The 13111-nt window shown below is 71.4% G+C and carries 12 protein-coding genes and 1 pseudogene; 7 read left to right on the top strand and 6 right to left on the bottom strand.

The features are described 5' to 3' along the window. Nucleotides 1-106: 106 nt before the first annotated feature. Nucleotides 107-1828, bottom strand: coding sequence for a 2-isopropylmalate synthase (gene leuA / locus ACFVYK_RS03800; protein WP_389768101.1), 1722 nt, complete (start codon nucleotides 1826-1828; stop codon nucleotides 107-109). Between the two features lie 344 nt (nucleotides 1829-2172). On the opposite strand from leuA, the gene ACFVYK_RS03795 reads away from it, so the two are divergent. From ACFVYK_RS03795 to ACFVYK_RS03775, 5 genes and pseudogenes are all read left to right on the top strand, one after another. Then, nucleotides 2173-3243, top strand: a complete 1071-nt coding sequence (locus tag ACFVYK_RS03795) for a M4 family metallopeptidase (protein ID WP_389768099.1) — start codon at nucleotides 2173-2175, stop codon at nucleotides 3241-3243. A 21-nt stretch (nucleotides 3244-3264) separates the two neighbouring features. Next, complete coding sequence (locus ACFVYK_RS03790; RefSeq protein ID WP_389768097.1) at nucleotides 3265-3531, top strand: protealysin inhibitor emfourin; 267 nt, start codon at nucleotides 3265-3267, stop codon at nucleotides 3529-3531. An 82-nt stretch (nucleotides 3532-3613) separates the two neighbouring features. Further along, entirely contained in the window at nucleotides 3614-4951 is a 1338-nt protein-coding gene (locus ACFVYK_RS03785) for a GH1 family beta-glucosidase (RefSeq protein WP_389768095.1), read from the top strand. Beyond that, nucleotides 4948-6207: an MFS transporter gene (locus ACFVYK_RS03780; RefSeq protein ID WP_389768093.1), complete on the top strand. Its 1260-nt coding sequence runs from the start codon at nucleotides 4948-4950 to the stop codon at nucleotides 6205-6207. Before ACFVYK_RS03785 ends, ACFVYK_RS03780 begins: the two co-directional genes overlap by 4 nt. 7 nt (nucleotides 6208-6214) lie before the next feature. Then, a pseudogene (locus ACFVYK_RS03775) lies at nucleotides 6215-6555 on the top strand (transcriptional regulator); the annotation flags it as partial. On the opposite strand, the gene era reads toward ACFVYK_RS03775, so the two are convergent. Continuing rightward, on the bottom strand, nucleotides 6552-7505 hold the full coding sequence (era, locus tag ACFVYK_RS03770; RefSeq protein WP_389768091.1) for a GTPase Era: 954 nt from the start codon (nucleotides 7503-7505) through the stop codon (nucleotides 6552-6554). The pseudogene ACFVYK_RS03775 and the gene era overlap by 4 nt on opposite strands. A 173-nt stretch (nucleotides 7506-7678) precedes the next feature. Here era and ACFVYK_RS03765 point away from each other — a divergent pair, with 173 nt between their 5' ends. Further along, entirely contained in the window at nucleotides 7679-8986 is a 1308-nt protein-coding gene (locus ACFVYK_RS03765) for an ammonium transporter (RefSeq protein WP_389768089.1), read from the top strand. Then, a complete protein-coding gene (locus ACFVYK_RS03760; protein WP_389768087.1) occupies nucleotides 8983-9321 on the top strand; it encodes a P-II family nitrogen regulator in 339 nt (112 codons plus the stop codon). The genes ACFVYK_RS03765 and ACFVYK_RS03760 overlap by 4 nt, the downstream gene beginning before the upstream one ends. Here ACFVYK_RS03760 and ACFVYK_RS03755 read toward each other — a convergent pair. The 4 genes from ACFVYK_RS03755 to ACFVYK_RS03740 all read right to left on the bottom strand — a co-directional run bounded on the left by ACFVYK_RS03755 (nucleotide 9318) and on the right by ACFVYK_RS03740 (nucleotide 13050). Beyond that, nucleotides 9318-10322 carry a WxL protein peptidoglycan domain-containing protein gene (locus ACFVYK_RS03755; RefSeq protein WP_389768085.1) on the bottom strand — a complete coding sequence of 335 codons (1005 nt, stop codon included), beginning with the start codon at nucleotides 10320-10322 and terminating at the stop codon, nucleotides 9318-9320. The genes ACFVYK_RS03760 and ACFVYK_RS03755 overlap by 4 nt on opposite strands. A 187-nt stretch (nucleotides 10323-10509) precedes the next feature. Further along, a complete protein-coding gene (locus ACFVYK_RS03750) occupies nucleotides 10510-11850 on the bottom strand; it encodes a beta-xylosidase (RefSeq protein ID WP_389768083.1) in 1341 nt (446 codons plus the stop codon). 178 nt (nucleotides 11851-12028) lie between these two features. After that, nucleotides 12029-12502: a hypothetical protein gene (locus ACFVYK_RS03745; RefSeq protein WP_389768081.1), complete on the bottom strand. Its 474-nt coding sequence runs from the start codon at nucleotides 12500-12502 to the stop codon at nucleotides 12029-12031. A 194-nt stretch (nucleotides 12503-12696) separates the two neighbouring features. After that, the gene (locus tag ACFVYK_RS03740) at nucleotides 12697-13050 is read right to left on the bottom strand and encodes a cytidine deaminase (RefSeq protein ID WP_389768079.1); all 354 of its coding nucleotides are present in this window, start codon (nucleotides 13048-13050) and stop codon (nucleotides 12697-12699) included. Nucleotides 13051-13111 lie beyond the last annotated feature (61 nt).

The following is a 13111-nucleotide window of genomic DNA, read 5'->3' as shown; positions in this document are numbered from 1 at the left end:
CATGCCCAACTTTCCCCGACCCGCCCCGGGGCGGGTACGCAAAACCGGGGGGCCCACGGCGCTGCCCCCGCCCGCGGGGGCCCCCCCAAACCGCCGGTCGGGGTGGTCAGCGGGTAGCGCGGTTGACGGCCGAGACGACCGCCTTCAGCGACGCACGCGTCGTGTTCGCGTCGATGCCGATGCCCCACAGGACCTTGTCGTCGATCGCGCACTCGATGTAGGAGGCGGCCTGCGCGGAGGCGCCCTCGCTCATCGTGTGCTCCTGGTAGTCCAGCAGGCGCACGTCGATGCCGATGGACTGCAGGGCGTCGAAGAAGGCCGAGATCGGACCGTTGCCGGTACCGGTTAGGACGGTGTCCTCGCCGTCGACGGTGGCCTCGACGGTCAGGGTGTCGACGCCGTCGGTGTCGGTGGTCGACTGGCCGGTGCGGACCTGGATGCGGCCCCACGGGTTCTCGGGGTTGGGCAGGTACTCGTCCTGGAAGGTCGCCCAGATGGCGCCGCCGGTGACCTCGCCGCCCTCGGCGTCCGTCTTGGCCTGGATGATCTTCGAGAACTCGATCTGCATCCGGCGGGGCAGGTCCAGCTTGTGGTCGTTCTTCAGGACGTAGGCGATACCGCCCTTGCCGGACTGCGAGTTGACGCGGATGACGGCCTCGTAGGAGCGGCCGACGTCCTTGGGGTCGATGGGCAGGTACGGCACCGCCCACTCGATGTCGTCGACGGTGACGCCCTTGGCGGCCGCGTCGGCCTCCATGGCGTCGAAGCCCTTCTTGATGGCGTCCTGGTGGGAGCCGGAGAAGGACGTGTAGACCAGGTCGCCCACGTACGGGTGGCGCGGGTGGACCTCCATCTGGTTGCAGTACTCCCACGTGCGACGGATCTCGTCGATGTCGGAGAAGTCGATCTGCGGGTCGACGCCCTGGGAGAACAGGTTCATGCCCAGGGTGACCAGGTCGACGTTGCCGGTGCGCTCGCCCTGTCCGAACAGGCAGCCCTCGACGCGGTCGGCGCCGGCCATCAGCGCCAGCTCGGCGGCGGCTACGGCGGTGCCGCGGTCGTTGTGCGGGTGGACGGAGACGCAGACGTGCTCGCGGCGGGAGAGGTTGCGGCTCATCCACTCGAAGCGGTCGGCGTGGGTCGAGGGGGTGGAGCGCTCGACGGTCGCCGGCAGGTTCAGGATGATCTCGCGGCCCGGTCCCGGCTGGTAGACGTCCATGACCGCCTCGCAGACCTCCAGGGCGAAGTCCAGCTCGGTGTCGGTGAAGATCTCGGGGCTGTACTGGTAGCCGAACTCGGTCTCCGGGCCCAGCAGCTTCTCGGCGTACTCCATCACCAGGCGGGTGCCGTCGACGGCGATCTGCTTGATGTCGTCCTTGGAGCCGCGGAAGACCACCCGGCGGAACACGGGGGCCGTGGCGTTGTACAGGTGGACGGTCGCCCGCCTGGCGCCCTTCAGCGACTCCACGGTCCGCTCGATCAGGTCCTCGCGGGCCTGGGTCAGTACGGAGATCGTGACGTCGTCCGGGATCGCGCCCTCTTCCTCGACGATCGAGCGCACGAAGTCGAAGTCGGTCTGGCCGGAGGCCGGGAAGCCGACCTCGATCTCCTTGTAGCCCATCTTGACCAGCTGGTCGAACATCCGGCGCTTGCGCTCGGGCGACATGGGGTCGATCAGGGCCTGGTTGCCGTCGCGCAGGTCGGTGGAGAGCCAGCGGGGGGCGACGGTGATCCGCTTGTCCGGCCAGGTGCGGTCGGGGATGTCGACCTGGTCGTACTGTCCGTACTTGTGGATCGGCATGTGACTGGGCTGCTGGCGGTTCGCCATGGGGCGTGGGCTCCTCGGGGTGACCGGAGAATGTCCGGGCGGAAGGACGGCCGACGCGCAACACCAAGCACCGCGGGGAGGGGGTCGGCCTCTACTGCAGGCCCTCGCCGCGGCAGCTAAGGAGAAGCAGCCCGTAACGCATAGTGCTCCGCAGCCTAGCCGAGCCGCTCAGGTCGCGCGGATCCGTATCAGTATGCGGGACCGCCGGGACCAGTCCCATGGAAAAGGGACAAAACGTGCGCCATACCACTCCGGATCGGGTCTCTGCCGTATTTGTCACCGTTTTTCACCGATCATGGTTGCTGATGGTGACACGGGAGTAACGCAGTGCAAGGGTGCGGGACATGACGACTCACGGGGGCTTCGAGCCCGTCTTCTGCACCGTCGTACCGCCGCACGTCCTCGACCGGCTGGCGCGCAACGACGACCCCGCACTCTCCGGCCCGGCCCGGCGCACCCTGCTGCGCGACAGCGCGCTGCGCGCCCGCCGCCGGGTGACCACGGAGTTCCGCCTGGCCGCCGCACCGGCGACCAAGGCGCCGACGGACCAGCCGCTGCGGACGATCTACGACTGCCGACACGGCACCGACCTGCCCGGCGACAAGGTCCGCTCCGAGGGCCAGGACCCCGGCCGCGACACGACCGTCAACCGCGCCTACTCCGGCCTCGGCGCGACCTTCGACCTCTACCTCAAGGCCTATCAGCGCCACTCCGTCGACGGCGACGGTCTGCCCCTGGACGCCAGCGTCCACTACGACGAGGGCTACAACAACGCCTTCTGGAACGGCGAGCAGATGGTGTTCGGCGACGGCGACGGCCAGATCTTCGTCGACTTCACCAACTCCGTCGACGTGATCGGGCACGAGCTCACCCACGGCGTCACCCAGTACACGGCCAACCTGACCTACTACGGCCAGCCGGGAGCGCTCAACGAGTCGATGTCCGACGTGTTCGGCTCGCTCATCAAGCAGTACTCGCTCGGCCAGACCTCCTCCGAGGCCGACTGGCTGATCGGCGCGGGCCTGCTCGCCCCGGGCGTCGCCGGGTCCGCCCTGCGCTCGATGAAGGCTCCGGGCACCGCGTACGACGACGACGTCCTCGGCAAGGACCCGCAGCCCTCGACGATGGACGACTACGTCCGCACCGGCCGCGACAACGGCGGCGTCCACATCAACTCCGGCATCCCCAACCACGCGTTCTACCTCGTCGCCACCGCTCTCGGCGGCCACGCCTGGGAGAAGGCGGGTCAGATCTGGTACGACGTGCTGACCGGCGGCGAGCTCGGGGAGAAGGCGTTCTTCACCGACTTCGCCGGGCTCACCGTGAAGGCCGCGCGCGAGCGGTTCGGCGACGGCGGCGACGAGTCGCAGGCCGTGAAGAAGGCCTGGGAGCAGGTCGGGGTGCGGATCCTGTAGTTCCGTACTACACAGGGACCCATGCGTATTCAGGTGAGGCGTACGGGCGGGTTCGCGGGCATCGAGCGGCAGGCCGAGGTGGACACGGCCGGGCGGCCCGACGCCGACGAGTGGCACGCCCTGGCCGAGCAGGCGGTGGCCGGCGGCCGGGGCGCGCCCCCGCAGGGGGTTCCGGACGGGTTCCGCTACGAGATCACGGTGGACGGCGAGCGGGTCTACGCGGCCGACCCCCGGCTCACCGCGCAGCAGCGGACGCTGATCGCGCGGGTGCTGAAGGAAGGGGCCTGACCGGCCACCGGCACCCCGTCCGAACTGCCAGTTCACGCTGGGGCGTTGACTTCCTTACCCAGCGGTAAGGATGATCCCGCCCATGGCGAACGATCCGCGTGCCGCGGCCCACCCGATCCCCCCGTTCCCGGCAGGCTTCCTCTGGGGCGTGTCCACCTCCGCCCACCAGATCGAGGGCGCGGTCGACGAGCGCGAGCCGTCCGTCTGGGACGCGTTCACGGCCGAGCCGGGGCGGGTGAAGGACGGCTCGACGGCCGCGGTGGCCTGCGACCACTACCACCGCCACGGCGAGGACGTCGCCCTGCTGGCGGGGCTCGGGGTGGACGCGTACCGCTTCTCGGTCTCCTGGCCGCGGGTGAACCACCCCGGCGGCCTGGACTTCTACGACCGCCTCGTCGACGAGCTGCTGGCCGCCGGCGTACGTCCCGTCCCCACCCTCTTCCACTGGGACCTGCCGGCGGACCTGGACTGGCTGGAGCGGGACACGGCGTCCCGTTTCGCGGAGTACGCCTCGGTCGTCGCCGGCCGACTGGGCGACCGCGTCACCAAGTGGATCACCCTCAACGAGCCCGCCGAGCACACCCTGCTCGGCCACGCGCTCGGCACCCACGCCCCCGGCCGGCAACTGCTCTTCGACGCGCTGCCGGTCGCCCACCACCAGCTGCTGGCCCATGGGCTGGCCGTGCAGGCGCTGCGCGCGGCCGGCGCCGACGACATCGGCATCGCCAACTCCCACGGCCCGACCTGGCCCGCCTCCCAGGACCCGGCCGACCTGGAGGCGGCCGCCTTCTACGACGTCCTGCTGAACCGTCTGTTCGCCGAACCGCTGCTGCTGGGCGAGTACCCGCAGGGCCTCGGCGACCTGATGCCGGGTGACGTGGCCGCCGACCTGAAGGTGATCTCCGAGCCGCTCGACTGGTACGGGATCAACTACTACGCCCCCACCAGGGTGGGCGCGCCGCAGGGCACGGAGATCGAGTTCGGCGGGATCACCATGCCGGCCGAACTGCCCTTCTCCGTCCGGGAGATCGAGGGCGTGCCGGTGACGGACTTCGGCTGGCCGGTGGTCCCCGAGGGCCTGACCGAGCTCCTGACGACCTTCGCGGACCGCTACGGCGACCGTCTTCCGCCGGTCGTCATCACCGAGAACGGCTGCTCCTACGAAGGCCTCGACGACCAGGCCCGCGTGGACTACCTGGACGGCCACATCCGCGCCCTGCACCAGGCGCTGGAGGCGGGCGTCGACGTGCGCGGCTACTTCGTGTGGTCGCTGCTGGACAACTTCGAGTGGGCGCAGGGGTACGCGCGCCGCTTCGGCCTGGTCCACGTCGACTTCGCGACGCAGACCCGGACGCCGAAGGCGTCGTACGCGTGGCTGCGGGACGTGCTGCGGGCCCAGAGAGCACAGGCGCGGGGATGACGACGGCCGACAGCGCCGCGTCGGCGGCGCTGGCCGAGCCCGTCGAACGGGTGGGCGGCGGCTGGACGTCGGCCCTGTCGCTGGCCAACGGGGCGATCTGGGTGGGCTGGTACGGCCCGCTGCAGATCCTGCTGGCCTCCCAGGCCGAGGACTTCGCGCCCGGTTCGGGCATGTCGAAGGAGACGATGCTCGCCTGGGTGACGGGCGTCGGCGCGGTGGTGTCGCTGGCGGCGAACCCCTTCTTCGGCGCGCTGTCGGACCGTACGACGTCCCGCCGGGGCCGGCGCACGCCGTGGATCGTGGCCGGAACGGCGGGCGGCGCGCTGTCGCTGCTGCTGCTCGCGGGCGCGGACGGGGTCTGGACGATGGCGCTGGGCTGGTGCCTGGTCCAGCTGGCCCTGAACGCGGCCTTCGCGGCGGTGACGGCGGCCGTCCCCGACCGGGTGCCCCGGTTCCAACGCGGTTCGGTGGGCGGCTGGCTGGGGGCCGCGCAGATCCTGGGCGTGGTCGGCGGCACCGGGCTCGCGACGGCCGCCGGGGGCGTCGGCGCGGGGTACGCGGCGTGCGCGGTGTTCACACTGGTGGGCGTGGCGCCGTACGTCCTGCGCTACGCGGATCTGCGGCTGGCGCCGCGGGACCGGCCGGCCTGGTCCTGGCGGGGTTTCGCGGCCGGGTTCTGGCTGAGCCCACGCCGCTACCCCGACCTGGGCTGGGCCTGGCTGACCCGGTTCCTGATGAACCTGAGCAACGCGCTGGTGCTGCTGTACCTCCTGTACTACCTGCGCGACCGGCTGCACCACGCCGACCCCGAGCAGGGCGTGCTGGTCCTGACGGCGGTCAACGGGCTGACGCTGCTGGCCACCGTCGTCGTCGGCGGCGTCTGGTCGGACCGGCTGTGCCGGCGCAAGCCGTTCGTGATGTGGTCGGGCGTGCTGATGGCGGTGGCCACGGCGGGACTCGCGGCCTGGCAGACCTGGTCGGGGGCGATCGTGGCGGCGGCGGTGCTGGGCGTCGGCTTCGGCGTCTTCACGTCGGTCGACTTCGCGCTGATGACCGACGTGCTGCCGACGGCCGGGGACCGGGGCAAGGACCTCGGGGTCATCAACGTGGCCAACTCCCTCCCCCAGGTCGCGGCCCCCGCCCTCGCCGCGCCGATCGTGACGTATCTGGGCGGCTACCGGGTGCTGTACGTGGTCGCCGCCGTGCTCGGGCTGGCGGGGGCGGTGCTGGTGAGGCGGATCAAAGGGGTCGACTAGCGGGCAGGAGGACCGGCCGGAGCACGCCCGCGTCCACGTGGCCAACCTGCGCGCGGTGGCCGCAGCCCGCCCCGACGATCCGGAGCCGGCCGCGCTGGTGGCCGAATACGCGCGGGCAGTGAGGAGTTCGCCCGCCTGTGGGACGACCACGAGGTGTCGCCGCGCCACCGGGCGACGAAGCGTTTCCTGCATCCCGTGGTGGGGCTGCTGGAGCTGGACTGCGAGGTCATGCTCAGCCATGAGCACCACCAGCTCCTGGTGGTCCACACGGCCCGCCCGGGCACGCAGGACCACGAGCGGCTGCTGCGCGTGGTGGGGCTGCAGGACATGTCCCCGCGAGCCGTCTAGAAGCCCAGCTTGCGCAGCTGCTTCGGGTCGCGCTGCCAGTCCTTGGCGACCTTCACGTGCAGGTCGAGGAAGACCGGCGTGCCGAGCAGGGCCTCGATCTGCTTGCGGGACTTGATGCCGACGTCCTTCAGGCGCTTGCCCTTGGGGCCGATGATGATGCCCTTCTGGCTGGGGCGCTCGATGTAGATGTTCGCGTGGATGTCCAGCAGCGGCTTGTCGGCGGGGCGGTCCTCGCGCGGGAGCATCTCCTCGACGACGACCGCGATGGAGTGCGGCAGCTCGTCGCGGACGCCCTCCAGCGCCGCCTCGCGGATCAGCTCGGCGACCATCACCTGCTCGGGCTCGTCCGTCAGGTCGCCCTCGGGGTACAGCGGCGGGCTGTCCGGCATCATCGGGATGAGCAGGTCGGCCAGCAGCTCGACCTGCTCGCCGGCGACCGCCGAGACCGGCACGATCTGCGCCCACTCGATGCCCAGCTCCTTGCCGAGCAGGTCGATGGCGATGAGCTGCTCGGCGAGCGCCTTGGAGTCCACGAGGTCGGTCTTGGTGACCACCGCGATCTTGGGGGTGCGCTTGATCCCGGCGAGCTCCTTGGCGATGAACCGGTCGCCGGGGCCCAGCTTCTCGTTGGCGGGGAGGCAGAAGCCGATGACGTCGACCTCGGCCCAGGTGGTGCGCACGACGTCGTTCAGCCGCTCGCCGAGCAGCGTGCGCGGCTTGTGCAGCCCCGGTGTGTCCACCAGGATCAGCTGGGCCTCGGGGCGGTGCACGATGCCCCGGACCGTGTGCCGGGTGGTCTGCGGACGGTTCGAGGTGATCGCCACCTTCTTCCCGACCAGAGCGTTCGTGAGGGTGGACTTGCCGGCGTTGGGGCGGCCCACGAAGCAGGCGAAGCCGGCACGGTGGGCGGACTCGGCCGACTGCTCGGATGACAGGTTGCGAACGCTCATGGCCCCCATTCTCCCTGATTCACGAAGCACTGCCGTACACACGAGCGGCACGGCCCTCTCCGGTGAGCTCCCGGAAACCTCCACGCAATGAAACGTCACGGAAACACGGTCGTGCACAACCGGAAACGCGCGGCGGTGAACCTCTGACGAGCCCCCGCATCGTTGGAGACCCCGTGACTCTGGCCGCCCACGCGAACACCGGCGACACCGCCTGGCTGCTCGCCGCCACCGCCCTCGTCCTGCTGATGACCCCGGGCCTGGCCCTCTTCTACGGCGGCATGGTCCGCACGAAGAGCGTTCTCAACATGCTCATGATGAGCTTCGTGTCGATCGCGCTGGTCACCGTGGTGTGGCTGGCGGCCGGCTACTCCCTCGCCTTCGGCGACGACGTGGCCGGCGGTCTGATCGGCGGCCTGGAGCACGCCGGCATGGCGGGACTGGGTCCGGACAGCGTCCAGGGCACCGTCCCGACCCTCCTCTTCGCCGCCTTCCAGCTGACCTTCGCGATCATCACGGCCGCACTGATCAGCGGCGCGATCGCCGACCGGGCGAAATTCGGGGCATGGCTGGTCTTCGTGCCCGTCTGGGCGCTGCTGGTATACGTTCCCGTCGCCCACTGGGTCTGGGGGCCCGGCGGCTGGATCCTGCACCGGCTCGGCGCGCTGGACTTCGCCGGCGGACTCCCGGTCGAGATCACCTCCGGCGCCTCCGGTCTGGCGCTGTGCCTGGTCCTCGGCCCCCGCCTGGGCTTCAAGAAGGACGCGATGCGTCCGCACAACCTGCCCATGGTGATGCTGGGCGCGGGCCTGCTCTGGTTCGGCTGGTTCGGCTTCAACGCGGGCTCCGCCCTGGGCGCGAACGGCCTGGCGGCCGCCGCCTTCCTCGACACCCTCGCCGCGGGCTGCACCGGTCTGCTGGGCTGGCTGTTCGTCGAGCAGAAGCGCGACGGCCACCCGACGACGCTGGGCGCGGCCTCGGGAGCGGTCGCGGGCCTGGTGGCGATCACCCCGTCCTGCGGTTCGGTCTCGCTGCTCGGCGCGCTGGTCGTGGGCCTGGCGGCCGGCGTCGTCTGCTCGTACGCCGTGGGCTGGAAGTTCAAGCTGAACTACGACGACTCCCTCGACGTGGTCGGCGTGCACCTGGTCGGCGGCGTCATCGGCACGCTGCTGATCGGCGTCTTCGCGGTCGACACCATGACCGGCGGCGCAGAAGGCCTGCTCTACGGCGGCGGGCTCGCCCAGCTCGGCAGGCAGCTGGTCGCCGTGGCCGTCGTGGCGGCCTACGCGTTCACCGTGACGTTCGGCATCGGCAAGCTGCTCGACAGGGTGATCGGCCTGCGGGCGGACGAGGACCACGAGCACACCGGGCTGGACCTTACGGTGCACGCCGAGACGGCATACGATCACGGCGTCCTGGGCCACGGCGCCCCGGTCTCCGCGCACTCCGTCCTCTCCCCGCAGAAGGTCAAGCCACAGGCATGAAGCTCATCACCGCGATCGTCAAGCCCTACCGCCTCGACGAGGTCAAGACGGCCCTGCAGGAGCTCGGCGTGCACGGCCTGACCGTGACCGAGGCCAGCGGCTACGGCCGGCAGCGCGGCCACACCGAGGTGTACCGGGGCGCCGAGTACCAGGTCGACCTCGTGCCCAAGGTCCGCATCGAGGTCGTCGTCCAGGACGCCGACTCCGAGACCGTGATCGACGCGATCGTGCGCGCCGCGCACACCGGGAAGATCGGCGACGGGAAGGTGTGGGCGGTGCCGGTCGAGACGGTCGTGCGGGTGCGGACGGGTGAGCGGGGGCCGGACGCGCTCTAGCCTCCGGCGGTCCGGCCGAGTTTCGGCCGCGGGTGCGTGGGGGCCGGTCGCGCAGTTCCCCGCACCCTTTCAGGGCGCCTTCGTCGGCGCCTGATCAGCAGCCACGCCCCTGCTGCGATCGCAGCCGTCAGCAACGCCGTCACCAGCCACGGCACCGCCACGAAGGACGCGGTCGCCGACTCGCTCGTCTTCTCGGCGCTCGCCGTCAGCTTGACCCGCGTCCGGTCGAGCTGGGGGGCGTGGGTCCAGCGTTCGGTGAGGCGGACGCGCTGGCCCGGGAGCAGCTGGGAGGGGATCTTCTTCAGGTCCCGGGTCAGGAGCGTGCGGCCGAAGAGGCCGCTCGCGGTCAGCCGCACCTTCGGTTCCAGGGTGACGTTCCCCGTGTTGTGCAGGGTGTAGGAGATCGTCGCCGTGCTGTCGCCGAGGCCGGGGACCAGGGGCTGGTGGTGGCCGACATGGACGTTCTCGACGGCGAGGGCGGGCAGCGTGGGACCGCCGACCTGGAGGTAGACGCGGGCGCCGACCGCCCGCTGCACGCCGAGCGCGAGGGCGCCGCCGCCGTCGTCGACGCGTTCGTCGAGGGCGACGATCGCCCCGGGATGGTCGCCGGGTTCGGCGCCCTCGGGCACCTCGACGGTGAACGGCACGGTGACGGTCCTGCCGCCGGGGACGGTGACCCGGTCGCGCGCGAGCTTCGCCCACGCGCCCACGCCCCGCATCCGCTCGCCCCGCGACTTGACGGCGAACCCGCCGTCGCGTGCGGTGTTGTAGGCGTCGGCGGCGTACAGCCGGAACGTCAGGGGCCGGTCCGTCTTGTTGGCGACGACGACCTGGTCCTGGACGGTCTGGCCGGGATCGGCCGAGACGTAGAAGTACGGCCGCGCGGCGACGGCCGAGGAGACGGGATAGACCGACCAGCTGCCGTTGTCGGCGGCCTCGGCGGGCGCGGCGAACAGCAGACAGAGCAGGAACGGCAGGAGGAGGACGTACGGCTTGCGCATGGGTGCGGACCCCCGACGGACGGACTGCGACGGCTGGGGTGTGTCGCCCTGATCGGATGGCAGGAGCCCGCTGGGGCAGACCTGCCCCGCGGCTGCGGACCGACTGCACGACGGGCCTCAGGTGGACGGGCGGGTGCGGACCCCTGTGGGGTGGGCGCCCGGCCACCGGTGGAGATGATGCCTACGCTCAGGTCAGCGTGAGGGTCAGGACGCCGGCGTAGCTGCCCGCAGGCGTGAACGCCGGTACGTCGAGGGACAGTTGCGCGTCGGCGGTGAACTCGCCGCCGGTGGCCGTGCCGTCGGGCGTGGACGCCAGGGTCGCCCCCGAGGCGCCGACGGTGCCCGCCGAACCGGCCTGACAGGTGCTCGGGCTGCCCGCCTTGGTCGCGCACACGGGCGCCCAGCTCAGCTTGCCGGCGTCGATCTTGGCGCCGGGGCCGCTGAAGTCGGTGACCTTGCCGGTCAGGGACCAGCCCGCGGGACCGCCGCGGAAGTCCTTGACGGTGACGGTCTGCAGGGCTCCGGTCGAGGCGCCGCCCTGGCCGAACTGCACCGCGGACAGCTGGACGGAGTCCCCGGCCTGGGACATCGACAGCGTGCCGGCCCGGACCGTGGCGGTCACCTTCTGGCTGCCCGCCGGCACGGGCTGGTCGTCGAGCACGACGTACGCGACCGGCCCGGCGCCGAGGTCCGAGCTCCAGGCGCCGCCCTCGTACGCCACCACACCGGTCGTGGTGAGGTCGTTGACGACGAGCGAGCCCGAGATCCTGCCCTGGGCGTCCGCGGTCACGGTCGCCGTGTCCGCTGTCTGGGCGGAGGCGGAGCGCCCGGCCAGCGTGACCGACGCGCCCGCGGTGAAGCCGCTGCCGGTGACGGCCACGGCCGCGCCCGGACTGCCGGATGCCGAACCCAGCGAGATGGCACGGGTGTTGGCGGGCGGGTTGTCGGCCGCCGTGACCGTCTCCGACACCGGGGCCGGCGGGTTGGTCACCGTGCAGGGCGTGTCCAGTTCCAGGATGTAACTGGTGTGGATGTTGTAGTCGCCGGGCGAGAGGGTGATCGCGCCGGGCGTGGTGACGGTGAAGGAACCGGTCATCGAGAACGACGGGAAGACGCCCTTGCCGGGCACCGGTTCGTTCTTCTTCGGGCCCGTGACGGTGACGCTGCCGGTCTGCGCGCCCCCGAGGGCGACCTTGCCCGTCGGGGTCATGATGTCGGCCGGCAGGGCCAGGTCGGTGGGGTTGTTGGCGGCGGGTGTGATCACCGTGTAGGTGACCGCGACGGTGTCGCCGACCCGGGGACTGGCGTTGTCCACCGTGATCTTCGCGGTGGTGGTGCCGTCGATCGGCGGGAGGCCCGCGATCGCCGGCGGGATGCAGTGCGTGGGGAAGCTGACGTCGGTCGCGGCGCCGGCGGGACACGCCAGCGCCCCGCCCGCGGTGACCGCGAGCGCGGTGACCGCGAGCAGCGATGCCCAGCGCCGTCTTCGGGAACTTCGGGAACTTCGGGAACTTCGGGGTGAAGCCATGGTTGCCCCCTCCTCCGGGGAGTGCGGGCGCAGCGGCTCTTCTGCGCCCACAGGGGGCATTGAGATGCGGATCGCACGAGAAGTCAACAGAGACGGCGAGGCCAACTGATGAGCCGTCAGTTTTCTGCTGCAGCAGAAGAACTGACGGCCCGACGGCACTGTTCCCGGAAGTTGTCGATCAGAACGCGAACGGTCCGGGCGACTGGGGCCCGGAGGCCGTACAGGTGACGGTGATCCCGAAGACGACCATCCTCAGGGAGCCCTTGTAGAAGTCGAGGCGGTCACCGGCGGCGACGGTCCCGTTGAGCGGCCCGACCACGATCGGGGCGCCGGTGGCCATGGCGGGGTTCACGGTGCCGCTGAAGACCCGGGCGGCGCCGGTCGAGTTCGCCATGGTGAGCGTCGAGCTGATGCTGTTCGCGCCGATCGGGATCGGCGCGGTGATCGCGGTGGACGAGAGAGTGAGGGTGGCCGCGGTGCCGCTCTGGGTGGCCGTGAGGGTGGCGGCGCCGCCGCCGAAGAGACCGCAGTTCGCGGTCGTGGTCGCCGCCGTCGGCGTGACGGCGGCGGCGGAGGGCGCCAGCGCCAGCCCGGTGACCGCGAGGGTCCCGGCCAGCAGTGCCGCACCTGATCCGATTCGTTTGCCTCTCATGATGTTTCCGGCTCCTTCCCGGATGTGGGGAGACGGACGGCCGAGAACGGGACGGGTGGGTGCGGACACCGGTGCCGGTGGGGGGTGGATCTGACGGTCCGTCGGAAACTTACGGTCTCATTGACGCGGGACGGACCGGGTCACGGCAAGGCCGAATTCCGGCCTAGTTACGGCGCTCGGCCGGCGGCTGAGGGTCAGCCGGCGGAGAGGGTCAGCCGGACCGTCCCGTCCGGTGCGGCCAGCAGCACCGGCGTCCCCGGCCCGCCGAGATCCCGCACGGCGGCGAGATCGTCCTCGGCGGCCGCCTCCGACGTCGTCACCACCGCCGCAGCCTCCAGCGACCGCGCGCCGGAGGCCACCGCCATCGCCACCGCCGTGCGCAACGCGCTCAGCCGCAGGGACGGCAGCTCCACCGTCGCGGCGACGTACGTGCGTCCCGTGTCGTCGCGTACGGCGGCGCCCTCGGGCACACCGTTGCGGGCCCGCGCGGAACGGGCCAGGGTGACGATCTTGCGGTCCTCGGGGTCGAGCGCGTTGCTGTCGGTCATGCCCCGAGCATACGAAGAACCGGCCCGCCCGCCCGGACGAGGGGTAGGTCCTGCCGAACCG

This window comes from Streptomyces sp. NPDC058291 (assembly GCF_042880855.1).
Taxonomy (GTDB): domain Bacteria; phylum Actinomycetota; class Actinomycetes; order Streptomycetales; family Streptomycetaceae; genus Streptomyces.
This window is presented reverse-complemented; position numbering and strand designations above follow the sequence as displayed.